This window comes from Segatella copri (assembly GCF_026015465.1).
GTDB lineage: Bacteria > Bacteroidota > Bacteroidia > Bacteroidales > Bacteroidaceae > Prevotella > Prevotella copri_E.
In genome coordinates, this window is the sequence record NZ_JAPDUQ010000002.1 from 157,855 (window position 1) to 174,119 (window position 16,265).

The 16,265-nt window shown below is 41.0% G+C and carries 14 protein-coding genes and 1 pseudogene; 11 read left to right on the top strand and 4 right to left on the bottom strand.

Going from position 1 to position 16,265, the window contains the following annotated elements:
* Nucleotides 1-162 precede the first annotated feature (162 nt).
* Together ONT08_RS07490 and rprY are read left to right on the top strand one after the other, a co-directional pair.
* Entirely contained in the window at nucleotides 163-1,656 is a 1,494-nt protein-coding gene (locus tag ONT08_RS07490) for a sensor histidine kinase (RefSeq protein ID WP_118085843.1), read from the top strand.
* A gap of 59 nt (nucleotides 1,657-1,715) precedes the next feature.
* Complete coding sequence (gene rprY / locus ONT08_RS07495; RefSeq protein WP_264959637.1) at nucleotides 1,716-2,414, top strand: response regulator transcription factor RprY; 699 nt, start codon at nucleotides 1,716-1,718, stop codon at nucleotides 2,412-2,414.
* Between the two features lie 60 nt (nucleotides 2,415-2,474).
* Here the strand turns inward: rprY and ONT08_RS07500 are convergent, their stop codons facing one another.
* Entirely contained in the window at nucleotides 2,475-2,672 is a 198-nt protein-coding gene (locus ONT08_RS07500) for a hypothetical protein (RefSeq protein ID WP_118200024.1), read from the bottom strand.
* A gap of 189 nt (nucleotides 2,673-2,861) precedes the next feature.
* Here ONT08_RS07500 and rpsF point away from each other — a divergent pair, with 189 nt between their 5' ends.
* From rpsF to ONT08_RS07525, 5 genes are all read left to right on the top strand, one after another.
* Nucleotides 2,862-3,206, top strand: coding sequence for a 30S ribosomal protein S6 (gene rpsF / locus ONT08_RS07505; RefSeq protein ID WP_006847398.1), 345 nt, complete (start codon nucleotides 2,862-2,864; stop codon nucleotides 3,204-3,206).
* Between the two features lie 2 nt (nucleotides 3,207-3,208).
* On the top strand, nucleotides 3,209-3,478 hold the full coding sequence (gene rpsR / locus ONT08_RS07510; RefSeq protein WP_006847399.1) for a 30S ribosomal protein S18: 270 nt from the start codon (nucleotides 3,209-3,211) through the stop codon (nucleotides 3,476-3,478).
* A 20-nt stretch (nucleotides 3,479-3,498) separates the two neighbouring features.
* Nucleotides 3,499-4,029, top strand: a complete 531-nt coding sequence (rplI, locus tag ONT08_RS07515; protein ID WP_264959638.1) for a 50S ribosomal protein L9 — start codon at nucleotides 3,499-3,501, stop codon at nucleotides 4,027-4,029.
* Nucleotides 4,030-4,313: 284 nt separating this feature from the next.
* Nucleotides 4,314-5,201 (top strand): ACP S-malonyltransferase, encoded by an 888-nt coding sequence (gene fabD / locus ONT08_RS07520; RefSeq protein WP_022121906.1) that lies wholly within the window; start codon nucleotides 4,314-4,316, stop codon nucleotides 5,199-5,201.
* A gap of 89 nt (nucleotides 5,202-5,290) precedes the next feature.
* Nucleotides 5,291-7,483: an alpha-amylase family glycosyl hydrolase gene (locus tag ONT08_RS07525; RefSeq protein WP_264959639.1), complete on the top strand. Its 2,193-nt coding sequence runs from the start codon at nucleotides 5,291-5,293 to the stop codon at nucleotides 7,481-7,483.
* A 215-nt stretch (nucleotides 7,484-7,698) separates the two neighbouring features.
* On the opposite strand, the gene ONT08_RS07530 is transcribed toward ONT08_RS07525, so the two are convergent.
* The 3 genes from ONT08_RS07530 to ONT08_RS07540 all read right to left on the bottom strand — a co-directional run bounded on the left by ONT08_RS07530 (nucleotide 7,699) and on the right by ONT08_RS07540 (nucleotide 11,292).
* A complete protein-coding gene (locus ONT08_RS07530) occupies nucleotides 7,699-9,255 on the bottom strand; it encodes an IS1182 family transposase (RefSeq protein ID WP_118200255.1) in 1,557 nt (518 codons plus the stop codon).
* Nucleotides 9,256-9,949: 694 nt separating this feature from the next.
* Nucleotides 9,950-10,852 (bottom strand): IS3 family transposase, encoded by a 903-nt coding sequence (locus ONT08_RS07535; protein ID WP_182429326.1) that lies wholly within the window; start codon nucleotides 10,850-10,852, stop codon nucleotides 9,950-9,952.
* A 2-nt stretch (nucleotides 10,853-10,854) separates the two neighbouring features.
* Entirely contained in the window at nucleotides 10,855-11,292 is a 438-nt protein-coding gene (locus ONT08_RS07540; RefSeq protein WP_089543290.1) for a transposase, read from the bottom strand.
* 480 nt (nucleotides 11,293-11,772) lie between these two features.
* Here ONT08_RS07540 and ONT08_RS07545 point away from each other — a divergent pair.
* The 4 genes and pseudogenes from ONT08_RS07545 to ONT08_RS07560 all read left to right on the top strand — a co-directional run.
* Nucleotides 11,773-12,000: pseudogene (locus tag ONT08_RS07545) on the top strand (helix-turn-helix domain-containing protein); the annotation flags it as partial.
* Nucleotides 11,960-12,295 (top strand): hypothetical protein, encoded by a 336-nt coding sequence (locus tag ONT08_RS07550; protein ID WP_147380073.1) that lies wholly within the window; start codon nucleotides 11,960-11,962, stop codon nucleotides 12,293-12,295. The pseudogene ONT08_RS07545 and the gene ONT08_RS07550, both read left to right, overlap by 41 nt.
* Nucleotides 12,296-12,649: 354 nt before the next feature.
* The gene (locus ONT08_RS07555; protein WP_264959640.1) at nucleotides 12,650-14,869 is read left to right on the top strand and encodes a RagB/SusD family nutrient uptake outer membrane protein; all 2,220 of its coding nucleotides are present in this window, start codon (nucleotides 12,650-12,652) and stop codon (nucleotides 14,867-14,869) included.
* 609 nt (nucleotides 14,870-15,478) lie between these two features.
* Nucleotides 15,479-16,228: an Abi family protein gene (locus ONT08_RS07560; RefSeq protein WP_229775085.1), complete on the top strand. Its 750-nt coding sequence runs from the start codon at nucleotides 15,479-15,481 to the stop codon at nucleotides 16,226-16,228.
* The last annotated feature ends 37 nt before the right edge of the window (nucleotides 16,229-16,265 follow it).

Consider the following 16,265-nt stretch of genomic DNA (forward strand, 5'->3'; position numbering starts at 1 on the left):
AGTGTGCATGTGATATGTATACTTCCTCTTTTTTATGGAAAATGAAAATATAGTTTTATATATGAAACTAAAAATACAGAAAAATGTTAAAAACTAGAAAGAGTAAATAATTAATTAACGATTTTAAGTTAACTGATTAAGAAATTTCTTATCTTTGCCCCCATGAAGAAGAAAACGATTTGGACCATAGCCATTATCATGGGCTTTTCGTTCCTTGCGCTGCTTTACTTGCAGCTCAGTTACATCCAGGAGATGGTAAACATGAAGAAGGAACAGTTTGACGAGTCGGTCAACAGAGCCCTGTATCAAGCTTCAAGAAATTTGGAGCTTAATGAAACTCTGCGCTATCTCGAAAAGAATGTCAACGAGACAGAACGTAAGGCCAATAAAGATAAGAACAAGGGAACGGCAGTTTATTCAACTTTCGAGTTGAAGACAAATGCCACACATCCTGGCAATATGCCGAAGGCGATGATACTGCGTAGCGATAAGAAATCGCTGACAGAAACACAGAAGTCGCTTCAGGAAATCGTGAAGAACCGCTATGTCTATCAGAAAGCGTTGCTAGATGAGGTGGTATATTCTATCCTTTATTCGGCATCAGACAAGCCGCTGAAGGAGAGAATCAACTTCAAGCAGCTCGATCAGGACCTCAAGGCTGAGATGATGAATAATGGTATCAACATACCTTATCATTTCACCGTGACTACCCAGGATGGACGAGAGGTTTACCGCTGTCCTGACTATACGGACGAGGGTGAGGAATACAGCTACTCACAGGTGCTTTTCCGCAACGACCCACAGTCGAAGATGGGTGTAGTAAGGGTGCATTTCCCGGATATGAACAGCTATATCTTCTCCAGTGTGCGCTTTATGATTCCTAGTGTCATCTTCACGCTGGTACTGCTGATTACCTTCATCTTTACCATTGTGGTTATCTTCAGACAAAAGAGATATACTGAGATAAAGAACGACTTCATCAATAATATGACCCACGAACTGAAGACGCCGATTGCCAGTATCAGTCTGGCAGCGCAGATGCTCAATGATACTTCGGTGGCAAAGAGCGAACAGATGCAGAAACATCTGGGTAACGTGATCAACGATGAATCGAAGCGTCTTCGTTTCCTGGTAGAAAAGGTATTGCAGATGAGTATGTTCGACCGCAAGAAGGCGGTGTTCAAGAAGAAAGAACTCGATCTGAACGAGATGGTTGAGAATATTGCCAATTCCTTCTCGCTCCGCGTTGAGCATACAGGTGGTAAGGTCTATACCGATATCGAAGCCATCGATTCGGGACTATATGTTGACGAGGTGCATTTCCAGAATGTCATCTTCAATCTGATGGACAATGCTGTGAAATACCGCAAGCCGGACGAGCCGCTTAACATTACGATGAAGACCTGGAATGATGAAGAACATCTGTATCTCTCGATTACGGATACCGGTCTGGGTATGAAGAAGGAGAATCTGAAGAAGATATTCGACAAGTTCTACCGCGTACATACGGGCAATGTCCATGATGTGAAGGGATTCGGACTGGGACTGGCTTATGTCAAGAAGATAGTAGATCTTCATGATGGTGAAATTAAGGTAGACAGCGAATTGGGAAAGGGCACAACCTTTACCATCAAGTTGCCGGTGATTCACAGTTAAGGCTTGAAGAAACAGAATAAAGAATTAAAAGAATATTAATAATTTTAAAGAATAAAGATATGGAAGAGAAAATTAAAATCTTGCTTTGCGAGGACGATGAAAATTTAGGTATGTTGCTTCGCGAATATTTGCAGGCAAAGGGATTTACCACAGTTCTGTGCCCTGATGGCGAGGTAGGTTATAAGGAATTCAATAAGAATAAGTTTCATATTGCAGTACTCGACGTGATGATGCCAAAGAAGGACGGCTTTACCCTGGCACAGGAAATTCGTCAGACCAATGCCGACCTCCCAATCATCTTCCTTACTGCCAAGACATTGAAGGAAGATATCCTTGAAGGTTTTAAGATTGGTGCAGATGATTATATCACCAAACCATTCTCTATGGAAGAATTGGTATTCCGTGTAGAGGCTATTCTCCGCCGCGTACGTGGCAAGAAGAGCAAGGAGTCTACCATGTATCACATTGGTGACTTTACCTTCGATACACAGAAGCAGCTTCTTACCATTGGTGAAAAGCAGACCAAGCTTACCACCAAGGAGAATGAACTTCTTGCTTTGCTCTGTGCTCACTCTAATGAAATTCTGCAGCGCGATTTTGCTCTGAAGACCATCTGGATTGATGACAATTACTTCAATGCACGCTCAATGGATGTTTATATCACCAAACTCCGTAAGCATTTGAAGGACGATCCTCAGATTGAAATCATCAATATCCATGGTAAGGGATACAAACTGATAGTTCCTAACGAAGATTAAATGATTCTGTAATTGGGAAAAGATTCCCAAAGATATAAAAAGGATAAGTCGATGACCGGCTTATCCTTTTTTAAATGAATATACAAATCCTGCTATTCCTGCCAGGATGAAAAAGAGGCCAGCGAAGAGTACGCTGTTTCCCTGAATGGAAAACGCAAAGCTGGCCACCATCAGCAGGACGCCTAAAACGATGAAAGCCATGCCCATAGATGGTAGGGTATGGAGCAGAGTAATCAGTTTCTTGTTCATTTTTGCCATATTCTTTACAATTTAGAGGTTGTTTTTATACTATTAACAATTATTTTGTGCAAAAGTACGAAAAATATTTGGTTAATTCAAGAAAAAGTCGTAATTTTGCACCGCAATTCGTGAAAAGGCTGTGTTTCCGCACACATTTTCCGGTTTGCATGAGAATTTTTATATTAATATTTAATCATTTAAAGTAGTATGAATCAATACGAAACCGTTTTCATTTTGACTCCCGTTTTGTCTGATGAACAGATGAAGGAAACGGTCGCTAAGTTCGAGAAGGTACTCACCGATAATGGTGCTGAGATTCTGAACAAAGAGGCTTGGGGTTTGAAGAAGTTGGCTTACAACATCGAGAAGAAGACATCAGGCTTCTACAGCTTGGTTGAGTTCAAGGCTGAGCCAACTGTTATCGCTAAGCTCGAAACAGCTTATCGCCGCGACGAGAAAGTAATTCGTTACATGACTGTTAAACTTGACAAGTATGCTGCCGCTTACGCAGAGAAGCGTCGTGCAAAGCTTGGTAAAAAAGAGGAGGCTTAATCATGGCAGATCAGAAATCAGAAATCCGTTATTTGACTGCTCCTTCTATCGACACAAAGAAGAAGAAGTATTGCCGTTTCAAGAAGAGCGGTATTAAGTACATCGACTACAAGGATCCAGAGTTCTTGAAGAAGTTCTTGAACGAGCAGGGTAAAATCCTTCCACGTCGTATCACAGGTACATCTTTGAAGTATCAGCGCCGTGTAGCACAGGCTGTAAAGCGTGCTCGCCAGATCGCTTTGCTTCCTTACGTAACCGATTTGATGAAGTAATTTAAGGAGGATAAAGAAGAATGGAAATTATTTTGAAGCAAGATATTATCGGTCTTGGATATAAGAACGATATCGTAAATGTAAAGAGTGGTTATGGTCGTAACTTCCTTATCCCTACAGGTAAGGCTGTTATCGCATCTCCATCTGCTAAGAAGCAGTTGGCTGAGGATTTGAAGCAGCAGGCTCACAAGCTTGAGGCTATCAAGGCTGAGGCTGTTAAGAAGGGCGAGGCTCTCGAGGGTATCGTTCTTACTATTGCTGCTAAGGTGAGCGCTACTGGTCAGCTCTATGGCTCAGTTAACGCTGCAACTGTTGCTGAGGAACTCGCTAAGAAGGGCATCGAGGTTGATCGCAAGATCATCACTATGAAGGATGCTAAGAAGGTTGGTGAGTACGAGGCTACTGTACACTACCACAAGGAGGTTGAGGTTAAGGTTCCAGTTAACGTTGTTGCTGAGAACGCTCCTGTTGCAGTTCCTGCTGCTGAGGAGGCTCCAGTTGAGGCACCTGCTGAGGCTGCAGCTGAGGAAGAGGCTCCAGCAGCTGAATAATCCTAGCTCAATCAATTTGTATGAAGTACGATATTTTTCGCACTGTAAAGCAAATTAATATAAAGATCCCTTTTGCCGAAAGGCATTAGGGATTTTTTTTATGCCTGCTCCGCATTCAGAATGGAAAGTTTTTACCATTCTTGTAGTAATTTAGAATATATAACTTTATTTTTTAATATTCTCTGCTGATTCTCAGAATTTTATTGTACCTTTGCAGTCGGATTCAAAGAATTCATGTATATTGCAGGAATATTTATTATAAACTTAAAAAATAATAGGATAAAATGAAAGCATTTGTTTTCCCTGGACAGGGTTCTCAGTTCGTAGGTATGGGTAAGGATCTCTACGATAACAACGCATTGGCAAAAGAACTTTTTGATAAGGCCGACGAGATTCTCGGCTTCAAGATTACTGATATCATGTTCGCCGGAACCGACGATCAGTTGAAGGAAACCAAGGTTACCCAGCCTGCAGTATTCCTTCATTCTGTTATCTCTGCTCTTTGCCTGGGTGAGGAGTTCAAGCCAGCTATGGTTGCAGGTCACTCTCTCGGTGAGTTCTCTGCATTGGTTGCTGCCGGTGCTATGGCTTTCGAGGATGGTTTGAAACTTGTTGCTGCCCGTGCCAATGCTATGCAGAAGGCTTGCGAGGCTAACCCTGGTACTATGGCTGCCATCATCGGTTTGCCAGATGAGAAGGTTGAGGAAATCTGCGCTGAGGTAAGCACAGAAGGCAACGTGGTAGTTGCTGCTAACTACAACTGCCCTGGTCAGCTCGTTATCTCTGGTAACGTGGATGCAATCAATGCAGCTTGCGAGAAGCTGAAGGCTGCCGGTGCTAAGCGTGCATTGCCTTTGAAGGTTGGTGGTGCCTTCCACTCTCCATTGATGCAGCCAGCTAAGGATGAACTTCAGGCAGCTATCGAGAAGACTACATTCTCAGCTCCTAAGTGCCCGGTTTACCAGAATGTAGATGGTAAGCCTCATACTGATCCAGCTGAGATTCAGCAGAACCTCATCGCACAGCTTACAAGCTCTGTACGTTGGACTTCATCTGTACAGGCTATGATTGCTGATGGTGCTGATGACTTCACAGAGTGTGGTCCTGGCAAGGCATTGCAGGGTATGATTGGCCGCATCGACAAGAATGTTGCCGCTCATGGTATTGCTTAATCAACAATATCACTATTCAACGTTTTATCTTTTCAGCAAAGGCGTTGTTGGAAAGGTAAAACGTTTCATTTTTTTAGTAAAACCGCTAAATGAAGGAAAAAGTTATTATATACCAGGTTCTCCCACGACTCTTCGGAAATCAGAATACAACCTGTAAGGAAAATGGTACCATCGAAGAGAATGGTTGTGGAAAGCTGAATAATTTCTCAGATGAAGTTTTGGCTCGCATCCACGATATGGGATTTACACATATTTGGTATACAGGTGTGATTCGTCATGCCACTCAGACAAACTACTCTTCTTATGGAATTCCTACTCAGCATGCAGAGGTAGTGAAGGGAAAAGCAGGTTCGCCATATGCCATTACCGATTACTATGACATCGATCCAGACTTGGCAGTGAATGTCAGTATGAGAATGAAAGAGTGGGAGCAGCTGATAGAGCGTACTCATAAGGCAGGTATGAAAGTAATCATGGATTTCGTTCCGAACCATGTAGCCCGAGAGTATCATTCCATTTGCAAACCAACAGGTGTACGAGATTTGGGAGAAGATGATGATCCGAACATGCACTTCTCTACCAGGAATAATTTCTATTATGCATGGGGCGATTTGGATTTGAATGAAATCCGTCATTCCAAACCAGAGTTCAAGGCTTTTTCTGCGAAAGATGCCAAGATTTATGAACCCTATACCGAGAGCCCAGCCAGAGCTACAGGAAACGACCGGTTTGATAACCGTCCTGGCTGTAACGACTGGTATGAGACAGTGAAACTCAACTATGGTGTGGATTACTGTGATGCCGGAGGCAGAAGCTATCATTATGAGCCAGTGCCAAGTACTTGGGGTAAGATGACAGATATCCTCCTCTTCTGGGCAAGCAAGGGTGTAGATGGCTTCCGCTGCGATATGGCAGAGATGGTGCCTACGGCATTCTGGTCATACGCTACTGCGATTCTGAAGTCTAAGTACCCTCATATCATCGTTATCGGCGAGGTATATGATCCTAACCAGTATCGCAACTACGTGAAGGCGGGATTCGATTATCTTTATGATAAGGTGGGAATGTATGATTGCCTGCGTGGTGTGGTTCGGGGTGAGCGCCCTGCTGCCAGTATCACTCATGAATGGCAGGTGGTGGATGATATCCGCCAGCACATGCTCTATTTCCTGGAAAACCATGATGAGCAGCGCATCGCCAGCGATTTCTTCTGCGGCAATGCCATGAAGGCAATTCCTGCAGCAGCCATGAGCCTCTTCTTCCAGAAGAATCCTTTCATGCTTTATAGCGGACAGGAGTTTGGCGAGAAGGGTATGGACAAGGAGGGATTCAGCGGAAGAGATGGTCGTACCACAATATTCGACTACTGGAGTCCTTCAACTTTGGCGCATGCTTATCAGGATTCTGCCGATGAAACTTTGACAGCTGAGCAGAAGTATCTGGCTGCTACCTATCGTCAACTTCTTCGTCTTGCCAATGAAGAAAAGGCGCTTCGAGAAGGTGATACTTTCGACCTGATGTATGTGAATCCTGGTTCAGAGGGCTTTGATCCACGTACCAATTTTGCCTTCCTTCGCAAGAAGGATCAGGAGGTGATGCTCATCGTGCTCAACTTTGCCCAGGAGGCTCGCCAGCTTCAGGTATGTATTCCTGGTCATGCTTTCGATTTCTTCCAAATCACTGAAGAGGAGGTTCTCGTTACCGAACTGTTCTCGGGAGGTAAGAAGAAGGTTGAACTGAAAAAGGATGGCGTATTCCCGATATCCATGGATGCTAACGGAGTAAGAATCTATAAATTCAATGTCAAGATGGAGGAAAGTGATATTATATTGAATGAGCATCATAAGGAGGAGTTCCCTCCTGCTCATACGGCTGAGCATCTGCTAAACCAGTTGATGGTTCGTATGTTTGGTTGCGAGCGTAGCAAGAATGCCCATGTAGAGCGCAAGAAGAGTAAGATGACCTTCGTAGTCGATCATAAGCCTACCCGCCAGGAGGAGAAGGAGATTGAGACGGAGATGAATCGCCTGATAGAGCTTGATATGCCAGTAACTTACGAGTTCGTAGATCGTGATCACATTCCAGCTAACGTCAAGTTAGACCGTCTGCCGGATGATGCGAGCGAGACCTTGCGTCTGGTTCGTATAGGTGATTATGATGTTTGTCCATGTATTGGCAAGCATGTCCGTTCTACCGCCCAGATTGGCAAGTTCGTATTGCTTGGTACCAATTGGGATGAGCATGCGCATTCTTTGCGTATCCGCTTCAAGATTGTTCAGTAAAATATAAAATAAGAGGGTGTGTCATAAGTCTATGGCGCACCCTCTTTTATGTTATTTATTGCATAATCCTAGAAGTATCGTAGCCTATTCCAAAAAGGGAATCATATTATATCGTCTGCAAATTTTACTTTTTCCGATCTTCTCTATTATAAACAGGCAAGAAGTTCACAAAAGGGCATAGTTATCCCTGACGATAAAACAACCAAAATTGAGTTTTATCGTTTTATACCCAAATATTTCTTCAAATTGAATCCCATTCCGAACAATCCTAGATCCATATAAACCTTGTCCATTCCAAAATGCCTGAATCGCTTATAATGCATATCCGCCTTCATCTGCCCAAATACAGCTTCCGGCTCTATCGGTCGCTGGCTTCTGTGTTTCAAGCCCTCTTCAGACGTTAGTAGCAGGAAGGCTTCCTTTTTATATGCATTCAGTTTATGGTTGACATATATGGTTCTGTTGCCTTTGGATTTCTTGCAGAGACTTCCAAGCGGACATCCATCACATCGTTGTGCTCTATATAATGTAATGACAGACACATAGCCGGAGTCACTTTTCGTTTGCCGTTGTCCACAAGGTTCCATGTGTTGTCCCATGGGGCAGACATAATAGTCATCATCCCTGTTGTAGTAGAAGTTCGCTTGGTTGAAGGCATCCTCCTTGAAAGGCTTATGCTGTTCCTTGTGAAACCAGTTGTACTTTACATAACCCATCATTTCTTCCATCTCTAGGTACTCGTAGTTCTCCTCCGAGCCATACCCTGAGTCTGCGGTGACGCTCTTGGATTGCTTTCCATATCTTTTCTTGTACTTATCCAAAAAAGGCTTGAAGGTCAGGGTGTCTGTTGGATTGGGATAAAGGGCGAAATTCGTCCAATATTGATTCTCTGTCGCAATTTGAAGGTTATAGGCAGGCTTTGTCTGCCCATTGTTCATGGCATCTTCCTTGAGGCGCATGAAGGTCGCATCGGGATCAGTCTTGGAGTAACTGTTTCTCTCGCCCAGTATATCCAGTGATTTTTCATACTCGCACAGTTTGTCCGAGGCTTTGAACAAGTGATCTATCTGAGTATTTAGCTTTTGCTTCTCTCTTCCTGTAAGCTTTGCCTTAGGAAGGTTCTTAGCTTGCCTCTCACACAAACGTGCACTTCTCTCTACATCCTTGGCGGAAGTGGCTGGCTCGCTGTCTTCTTCCTTAATGTCACTCCCGCCATTCAGGCGAATTTGTTCTTTTATCTGAGCCAATGCAGCAGAGGTCTTTTCCAAGAGCTTAGCCCTGTTCTTTTCCACAGTCTTCTTCCATACAAACGTGTACTTGTTTGCTTTCGACTCTATCTTAGTGCCATCAACATATTGTTCCTCCAGACTAATCACGCCCTTTTCAACCAATATGGAGACGACTGCATCAAAATAAAAGTCGATGCATTTAATCATATGATTGGATCTAAAGCGGTTGATTGTTGCGAAAGATAATTGCTTACCTCCACAAATCCACATATAGCGAACATCGTATTTAAGTGCGTCCGCTATGCCACGACAGGAATAAACGCCATTGATATAGGCAAAAACAACTAAACTTAGAAGCATCTTCGGACTGTAAGGAGGAGCACCAATCCCATCATAGGTATCCATGAGAGGGTTGATGTCCATACTGCGAACAATACGATCCACCATACGAACTTTGCTGTCTTTTGGCACATAATCATCGAAAGAGTTAGGAAAAAAGCTCAATTCGTGCCGAGTTTCAGATTTTATTTGTATCTTTGCCATACTTAAAGAAGTTTTCTGCAAAGATACAAATCTTTTGCGGAAAGGCAAAGCCCGAGCTTGTGAAAGTTTGGGCTTTGTTGTAAATAAAAATGTTTTTTAAAGATTTCGTATCTGTGAAAAGGCAAAAAATAAAAAGGGGTGCGTCACAGACTTATGACACACCCTCTTTTTTCTTGTATCATCATCGCTTCCTTTCTTCTTTCTTTCGCGCACATAAAAAGTTTTTTTTCTTGAAAAAGTCTCAAAGTCTCATTATTCGTGTTTAAAAATGCTATATATGGTTGATATATAGTGGTTTATAAAAATGATACTTTTCTGTTTATTTTACAAAAAGTATCATAGAAGTATCATAAATTCAATAGAAGTATCATAAAACTCAGGTAAGTTGCTTGCAAAAAAGCCTTTTTTGAGGATTTATGTCTAGAAATACAGGCACAAAAACTAAGAAATGTCTAGTATTTCAGTTTTATAGTGTCTTATACGTGAAAAAGTTGTCACCTTTAGGATGGTTAAACTAAATTTGTTACTATCTATTTTTTGTATCACTAAATGGGTTACGCATTTTTAATTTTATCACTATATGGGTTGTCAGCGAATACCCATTATACCTAACTAGGTTACTCTTTTTAAGGAGCTATCCCTAGAAAGGTTACGGTGATGATATTCTTTCAAATGCAAAGATACACATTTTCAACTAATTAGAAGAATTTTCCCAAGGATTTTTCCACATTTTCTGCTGTGGCCCCACTTGAGTATGTGCAACTGATGGTGTTTGATTACCGATACTCATATGCGGTCTTTCGTCGTTATAAAACGCAATAATCCTGGTCAGTTCCTTCTTACATACTTTACGAGTAGGAATTGTCATTCTATAAAGCCATTCTGTTTTTAAAATGCCGTTTGCACGTTCTGCTATAGCATTCTCCAAAGGATCTCCTGTTTGAGTCATACTTATTTGTGAGCCATGACTTTTTAGGATAGATACATAATTCTGACTGCAATACTGGCTTCCTCTGTCTGAGTGATGAATGAGTCCTTTTGCAGTTTCTTCATCAATGCTTTTATATGCCATTTTAAGCGCTTCTAATGGATATACTGTTTCTAATGTTGGACCAACAGCCCATCCTACAATTTTATGGGAATACAGGTCTGTTATAAGCGAGAGATAGCACACACCTTCATTGGTTTCAACATAGGTGATGTCACTTGCCCAAATCTGGTTCGGATGAGTAGGAACTACTCCCTTAATCAGGTTTGGGTATTTGCGATAATTATGGTCGGAATCTGTTGTCTTATAGCGCCTACGGCGCTTTATACGCACCATGAGTCCATGCTTACGCAGCATCTCAATAAATGTGTCACGACCAGGGAAGCAGCCAGTATCCTCAAACATCTGTTTCAATATGGCATGCAACTTTGCAGCTCCTAAGCCAGGATTCGACTTACGATACTCACGTGCCTTTTCAATGATGATAGACTCAATGGCCTCTTCAGCAAAGCCGTCAGAGACATTGCGCTTATTATATGCTTGCCGGGTGAAACCAAACAGCCCGCATAGAGTGCCTAAACCTTGGCTCTGGCACTCTGTGCGGAGCAAGCTTACTGTTTGGTACCAGATTTTTTTCTCACAGGAATATTGAAGGTTTCTTCTGCGAGATCAATCATGGTGGAGAATGCCTTAGAGCGAAGCTTCTCTAACTCCAAAGCCTTGCGGAGACGCTTAATCTCTGCATCTTTCTCTTTCAACTGTTCATTTGTTGTCTTTGCCATATCGTCACGGTTTTGGTCTTCTGGCGGCAAAGATAACAAATCTTTTTCATTTAAGAACTTATCCATCCAAGAAAATAGCACTGTACGACTGCTTATATAGTATTTCTTGATGATTTCTTCTGCTGGGAGTCCACTCTCCATATACTCTCGAACTATCATGATACGATCATCATCTGTAAAAGAGTAGCTATTCAACTCTACCTCACGGGTCTCAAACCAACCTGTGTCCTCATTATACACACGTTCAATTCTTGTCTTACGTTTCATTGTCACTTCTGTTTGTTCCTAAGTGACAACCTTTTTCAGGGAAGTACATAGAGTAGTTAGGAAAGTAAGCACATTGGCTGGTCTCTTAGTGCCCGTCACACGGTCACTAAGGGATCAAGTGACGGGCATCGATAGACCAAGTGTTGGGTACTCATTGCCCGTACTGCGGGCATTGAATGCCCATTTCATGGGGTGATTCTTGGGCACTATTTTGAGCAAGCAAATTGTAGTTTTCTATATTTAGTTGACTATAATTTCGTGTTTTTTTATGATGCATCATGGTGATTTAATGATACTTCTATTGAAATCATGATACTTCTATGATACTTCTTTGTAAATATATTTGGAAGTATCATTTTGTAATTCATTATGTATCAGTGATATATTTGTAAATAATGATACTTTGAGACTTTTTTCAAGAAAAAACATTTATGTGCGAGGATAAAGGGATGGGCGAATCTGCGTCATTTGTAAGCGGCTCTCACCCAGAAGGAGGTTGCCGAGCTTACGGGGCTTGGTTTGACCACCATCCACAAGTTTGAGAATGGTACAGCGGGCTATCTTTCGCTTTCCACTTTTCTCCTCTTGCTGAAGGTGGTGGGTCAGATTGATGCCATCAATGATGTGCTTCCAGAACTACCCCCTTCACCTTATCTGATGAGAAAGGATGAGAAGAAAGCGCAGAGAATACGTCATACAAAACGATGACAGGTGGATCAGTTCCATAGAGTCAGCGATAAATGCTCATCTCGTATCATGGGGGTTGGAGGATAAAGACAACAGTTCTGCTTCTTTTGAGATAGATGGCAAAAGTTGTACTGATGTTCGCATAGAGCAGGCTTACAAAGCCAACTTCCATTTGTATGCAAGCATAGATGGGCGAGACTGTAAGTTTATTATCGGAAAGAATAAGCCAGAATATGCTTTGATTCAAGAGTCGGGAGTATCTAATCTTCCGGAGTCGATGCTTAGAGATTTGGTCGCGAAATATCTGGTGAGATAGAAGAAAAGTGATTAAAAATAGAAAAAAGGAAAGAAAAGTGAGGCTTATATGCAAATTTTCCCCCAAAACTTGTGGCTATGTCGGGAAAGTTTTGTAATTTTGAAGCGGATTTGGTGTATGCCATCTCCAAGACATATTAGAATATAAAGAGGCGTTATGCTTATCTTGTAACTTTGGAAACCTGAGAAATTTTCAAAAAGAGATACAATGGTAGCATAGTGGTTCTCACGCATAGCGTGGGCTACTATTACTATATCTGTATCTCAGGGTTTTCTCAGGACCTCCAAAGTTAGGTGTGGTATATGTAGACCACGCTTCTTGTATATGAAAGTTTAACTAATAAATAATGAGATTATGAAAGTAATTTTAAAGAAAGCCGTTGTGGTTGTTACCATAGGAATGATGGCAATGCTACAGTCTTGTTCTAGTAATGACGACCTGGATGGTTACACTCCTACTAATTTTAATGTAGGTGGTAAAGTAGAAAAAGGTCCTTTTGTTAGAGGTACAGCCATTCAAATGCAGCCTTTAGATGCTGAACTAGATGAAACAGGTGAATCTTTTACTTCTACGATTACAGATAATGAGGGTACTTTTACTTTTGGATCTAAATTGTTAAAGTCTCCCTATGTAAAATTGTCTGCTTCTGGATATTATTTTAATGAAGTAACTGGCGAACTTTCTAAAGGAACTTTGGCTTTAAATGCTGTTGCTAATCTTCAAAATGCAGCTGATGTGAATTTGAATATTCTTTCACATCTTAAGTATCAGAGAGTTATGGATTTGGTAGCTAAGGATGGTAAGTCATTTAAGGAAGCAAACAATCAGGCACAAGAAGAAGTCCTCAAGACTTTTGGCCTCGAAAAGTATGCTAAGACTGATGTTAATCATTTCTCGATTATTTCTGGTACTGATGAAGCTGCTGCTCTTATTGCCGTGTCATCTTTAATTCTGTACAATCGTTCTGAAGCACAAATTACTGAGTATTTATCTCAACTTTCAGAAGAGTTTGCTGAGGATGGTAATTTCTCAGAAACTACCAAACTACAAATTCGTAAAGATATGTTCTCTTTGGAAAGCAAATTGCCTCAAATAGCAGAGAATATCAAGAAACGCTATCAAGAGATGGGTAAAGAGGTTGCCGTTAAGAATCTTATCTATTATTTCGATTGGGATGGAGATGGAACCGCAGGAAATGAAATTGCGCCTGAAAATCATCCTGTCCGTTTGGAAACAAATAATATCAATGTACCTATGGAAGGTGGAAGCTATGAGGTAAAGGTAAATACAACTGTACCTGTTTACTTAGAGCGACCAAGTATTCCTAGTGATGATATATACGATAATTCGACTTCTGTTTCGGGAATGGAAATTTATGAGACCGGAAGTGAACCTTGTATCAACTATACTAAAGAATTGAATAATAATATCTTAAAGGTGGTTGTAAAGGCTGCCTCTTTTAGAAAGGAACAAGCAGTTTCAATTCCTTTATATGATGGTATGGGTAATGTAGTGGCTAGTTTGAACTTAACTCAGCAAGCTAATCCTAATGCAGAAATCATAGTGCCTCGACTCGGAAGTGATGGCATCAGATTGGTTTCCGGATTAATGGAGAGATTGGCAAATGCTGTAACCCTTGAGGCTCAGATGAATTATCGTTATACAAAGATAATAAATGATCCTCATTTTGTTGCTCCTATTAGTAGCAGTGAACCGAATATCAATAATTGTTGGAGGTACTCATATCAAGCGCTGAATAGAATTGCAATGTTGTATAGAGCAGATGCCATGTATAGGGCAGTATATTCTCCTTATCTGAATGTTTATCGAGATTTGTGCTACTATCAAATGTTGATTTGGTGGGGTGGTGTAGTTGTGGTGCCTAATGCAGGTTTTGAAAGTTATGCAGATCCTTCAAGAACATCCGAATCTAGTATTCTACAAATGCTGGAAGAAGAACTGGTAGAAGCAATAAGAAATTTGGATGAAAAGAAATGTGTAGCTTTTGCAACCAACGCCAATGATGCTCTGTTCGTATCGAAGGATGTAGCTCGTATTCTTTTGGCGAAAGTATATATGTACCAGCAAAAATGGGCTGCAGCTAGTAATTTACTCCAAAAAGTTGTTGATAAAAGCATATATCCTATAGAAAAAGTTCCAACAAAATATACATCTGAAAACAAAGATTTGATATTGGCTTTGATGGTTGGCAATGAGTCAAGAGCCTCTAGAGTATATGTAGATGGAAGTCCTGAAGATGTAGTGCCTATTATGACTACTACGGACGTCAAGCTTTTATATGCTGAATGCGAAATTCACTTGGGTAATAATGCAAAGGCTTCAAAATATATTTCAGAAGTAGATAATGTGAATGGTATTTCCGGAACAAGTGTTTCTGTTGAAGGAATTAAGCAACTGAGGAAGTCTCTTAAATTGCAAGACTATTTTGCTTTCTTGAAAAGGAATGGTTTGGCGATAAAAGAACTCGGATTAGAAAAATATCAGTTGCTTTTACCTATTCCTCAAAATGAAATAAATATGAATCCAAATATGACTCAAAACCCAGGGTATTGATATACAAAAATAGGGAGCGTTGATATTTCATAACGTTCCCTATTTTCTTGAAATAGACTCTGGTAGTCTGTAAAGTCTAAAAGTTGAGTAAAGGTTACAAAGTATTTCAACTCGACCCTTGTATCCTTATACGTAAAATGCTCCATCGTCGTCCACCTTGGAATTTCGTTTGCAAATGATACGAAATTAATTTCACATCGAGGCTTCCGGTATAGGGATAGACGTTGCAAAGGTAACAATTCTATTTCGGAAAATGTTTTATTCGACAGATAAAATGTGATTTTATGGTCTGATTTAACACTATTAAATATAAATATGTCAAAGAAATCTACTTTTGCGCGAATTTTCTTGCTCAAAAGTTTGTATTATCAATAATTATTTGTATCTTTGCAGCAACAGAATCCGCCACGCTTCCCATTTGAACAGCGAACCAGGGCGGGTCTTTTGCTTTTTATGGGTACATTAAGATTATACACTAAGCAGGCTCTTTCTATTTCGGAACAAATAGAACTACTAAAAAGTAGAGGCTTAAATATTGCTGATTCATCCAAGGCTGAAAAATTTCTTGGTGAGGTCAGCTATTTTCGTTTTGTTCAATACCTTCGTCCTATGGAGGAAGACAAAACTACACATCAGTTTAAGCCTAATAGTAGATTTGAAGATGCCGTAGCTCTCTATAACTTTGATATAGAGTTGAGAGATTTGATGTTCAAGGCTGTTCAACGATTAGAGATTGCTTTGCGCACAAAGATTATACAAGAGTTCTCTTTGGCACATGGACCATTTTGGTTCTTTGATACAAGCCTTGCTGACGATGAGCACAAGTTTATTGAGAATATGAACTCCATAGATCGAGAGCTTCAGCGTTGTAAAGAGGACTTTATCAAGGAACATAGGCGCAACTATGACAAGCCGATATTCCCTCCTGCATGGAAAACGCTTGAACTGGCATCTTTCGGTACGCTTTCAAAACTCTATTACAATTTCGGTGACAAGAAGTTGAAGAAGCGTGTAGCTCGTCAGTTCAATCTTCCACAGCATGAGGTGTTGGAAAGTTGGATGCGTAGTGTAACTGTCCTAAGAAACTGTTGCGCTCATCACTCACGACTTTGGAATCGTTATCTCTCCAATGCTCCACAAATGAATGCCTCTTTGCGTGGTGCATGGGTGAACATAGAAGGTGTTGATGCGAACAAAGTATATGCTATAGCCTGTTGTATTGCATATTGGCTTGATTCTATGGGATATGGATTGGACTTCAAGAATGAGCTCAAATCCTTACTCGTTTCTTATCCACAGGTAGATCCTGCAGCAATGGGATTCCCTGAAAATTGGATTTCCGAGCCCCTATGGAGATAACTTTATAGATAAAATACAAGTAAGCTTATGCCTAGTA